The following is a 2,474-nucleotide window of genomic DNA, read 5'->3' as shown; positions in this document are numbered from 1 at the left end:
GTCGCCTTGACCACAGCGACGGTCACCTTGCCGGGCTCGAGCCCCAGTTCGCGAACCGATCGGGTGCTCATCAGAGACACGATCGTGAACGGCCCGCACTGCATGCTCACCTCGCTCATCACCGCGTCCGAGACGACCTCGGTGACCAACCCCACGAGTCGGTTGCGGGCAGAGCTGCCGCCCGACGCGATCTCCGGCGGGGGGACGGCATGTTCGCGCGCGTAGTCGGCCAGGTCCCGGCCGCCGATGACCTTGCGTCCGTTCTCGTCCTCGAGCGCCGGGAGCGCTCCGGTGTCGATCCATCTACGGACGGTGTCGTCACTGACACCGAGGAGTGCTGCGGCGTCTCGAACGCGGACCGGGGGCACCGTCATCGAGACGCCACCCGAGCAGGCATCCGCAAACAAGTCATGAACGGCACCATATACCCGAATCTGCGGGTGTTTCGACCAGATCCTGTTTTCGGTGAGCCGTACCGTTCCACCGTCGACCGGGTTGCCGCATCACCCCGCCGGATACGTCGCGGAATCTGCAGGGAGTATTGGACGTTGGTACGTTCTCGGACGGTTCTGGCGATTCGACGCCGGCGGCCGAGCGCATCGGAAGGAATTTTCAGTGGCAGCGAAGCTGTGGGCAGTGAGCGACATTCACGTCGGACATCGGGGTAACCGGCCCGTGACCGAGGACATCTTTCCCGAATCGCCCGACGACTGGCTGATCGTCGCCGGCGACGTGTCGGAGAAGACCGACGACATCAAGTGGGCGCTCGAACTGCTCCGTAGCCGTTTCGCGAAAGTCATCTGGGTTCCCGGAAACCACGAGCTCTGGACGACGGTGAAAGATCCCGTCCAGATCCACGGGGCGGCTCGGTACGAGTACCTGGTCAACCTGTGCCGCGAGATCGACGTCGTCACCCCGGAGGACCCTTATCTGCGGTGGGAGGGTGAGGGTGGCCCGGCAACGATCGTGCCGATGTTCCTGCTCTACGACTACACGTTCCTGCCGCAGGGAGCGAGAGACAAGGAACACGGCCTGGCGATCGCACGTGAGAAGAACGTGGTCGCCACCGACGAATTCCTGCTGTCCTCGCAGCCGTACGCGACGCGCGATGCCTGGTGCCATGCGCGGATCGACGCCACCCGGGAGCGTCTCGATGCGCTCGACACCTCCGTTCCGACGGTGTTGATCAACCATTTCCCGATGGTTCGGCAGCCGACCGAGGTGCTGTTCTACCCGGAGTTCGCGCTGTGGTGTGGTTCCACTCTGACGGCGGATTGGCACACGCGGTACAACGCGATCTGCTCGGTGTACGGGCACCTTCATATCCCGCGGACCACCTACTACGACGGCGTTCGCTTCGAGGAGGTGTCGGTGGGCTACCCGCGTGAATGGCAGCGCCGCGGCCTACCGAAGAACGTTCTGCGCCAGATTCTTCCGGTCCCCGAGTATCCGCCGGGCGCGTTGAACAAGTGGGGCGGGCACTTCACGGTGACGCCCGAAATGGAGGCAGAGGTAGAGAAGATGAGGGCAGGCAAGTGATCGAATCGATACTTCCCAACGGCGTCGTCTCGGCCGAATTGTTTGCGGACCCACCGGGTTTGACGCCACATCCGCTCGAGGCCCCGCTGGTGGCCAAGGCGGTGGACAAGCGGAAGCGTGAGTTCACCTCGGCCCGACACTGTGCGCGGGTGGCGATGGAGAAGCTGGGTGTCGAGCCTGCGCCGATCATGCGCGGCAAGTCCGGTGCTCCGCAGTGGCCGAAGGGTGTGGTCGGATCGTTGACGCACTGCGACGGGTATCGCGGTGCGGTGTTGGCCTACTCGATGCAGGTGCGTTCGGTGGGAATCGACGCCGAGCCGCACGGACCCTTGCCCGATGGAGTGCTCGAGGCGGTGAGTCTCGAGGCCGAACGGGAGTGGCTCGCGACCGCGGGCCGCGAGGACGTGCACTGGGATCGAGTGTTGTTCTGCGCCAAGGAAGCGACGTACAAGGCCTGGGAGCCGTTGACCGGACGCTGGCTCGGCTTCGAGGACGCACACATCACCTTCGAGCGCACCGGCTCCGGTGACGACATTTCGGGAACGTTCCGTTCCGAGCTGCTGGTGCCGGGAGACACGGTGTCCGGTCCGCCGCTGCGGGCCTTCGACGGTCGATGGATGGTGGCGGGCGGTCTGGTGATGACCGCGATCTGGGTGATGTGACGACCTGCTCCGCGAGCCTGGCACAATGCTCTCTCGTGAGTGCTCGCGAAAAGATTTCGTCCGGTCTCGTCGGTGCCGGCCTGCTGGTGGTCGACAAGGGGCCGGGAGTGACGAGCCACGATGTGGTGGCGTCGTGCCGAAAACTGTTGCGCACCAGAAAGGTCGGCCATGCGGGGACCTTGGACCCCATGGCGACCGGCGTGCTCGTGCTCGGCGTGGAGCGTGCGACCAAGATGCTGGGACTGCTCTCGCTGACCACCAAGTCGTACACCG

At 64.9% G+C, this 2,474-nt stretch carries 3 protein-coding genes and 1 pseudogene; 3 read left to right on the top strand and 1 reads right to left on the bottom strand.

The window, feature by feature from the left end:
• Positions 1–374 (bottom strand): TOBE domain-containing protein (locus A2J02_RS14170; RefSeq protein WP_068050761.1); only part of this gene is annotated, 374 nt, incomplete at its 3' end.
• A 241-nt stretch (positions 375–615) separates the two neighbouring features.
• On the opposite strand from A2J02_RS14170, the gene A2J02_RS14165 reads away from it, so the two are divergent.
• The 3 genes and pseudogenes from A2J02_RS14165 to A2J02_RS14155 form a co-directional block, all read left to right on the top strand.
• The gene (locus A2J02_RS14165; protein WP_032397841.1) at positions 616–1,539 is read left to right on the top strand and encodes a metallophosphoesterase family protein; all 924 of its coding nucleotides are present in this window, start codon (positions 616–618) and stop codon (positions 1,537–1,539) included.
• Positions 1,536–2,201 carry a 4'-phosphopantetheinyl transferase family protein gene (locus tag A2J02_RS14160; RefSeq protein WP_068050760.1) on the top strand — a complete coding sequence of 222 codons (666 nt, stop codon included), beginning with the start codon at positions 1,536–1,538 and terminating at the stop codon, positions 2,199–2,201. The genes A2J02_RS14165 and A2J02_RS14160 overlap by 4 nt, the downstream gene beginning before the upstream one ends.
• Before the next feature lie 35 nt (positions 2,202–2,236).
• A pseudogene (locus tag A2J02_RS14155) lies at positions 2,237–2,474 on the top strand (tRNA pseudouridine(55) synthase TruB); the annotation flags it as partial.

Source organism: Rhodococcus sp. EPR-147 (assembly GCF_001647185.1).
Taxonomy (GTDB): domain Bacteria; phylum Actinomycetota; class Actinomycetes; order Mycobacteriales; family Mycobacteriaceae; genus Rhodococcoides.
This window is presented reverse-complemented; position numbering and strand designations above follow the sequence as displayed.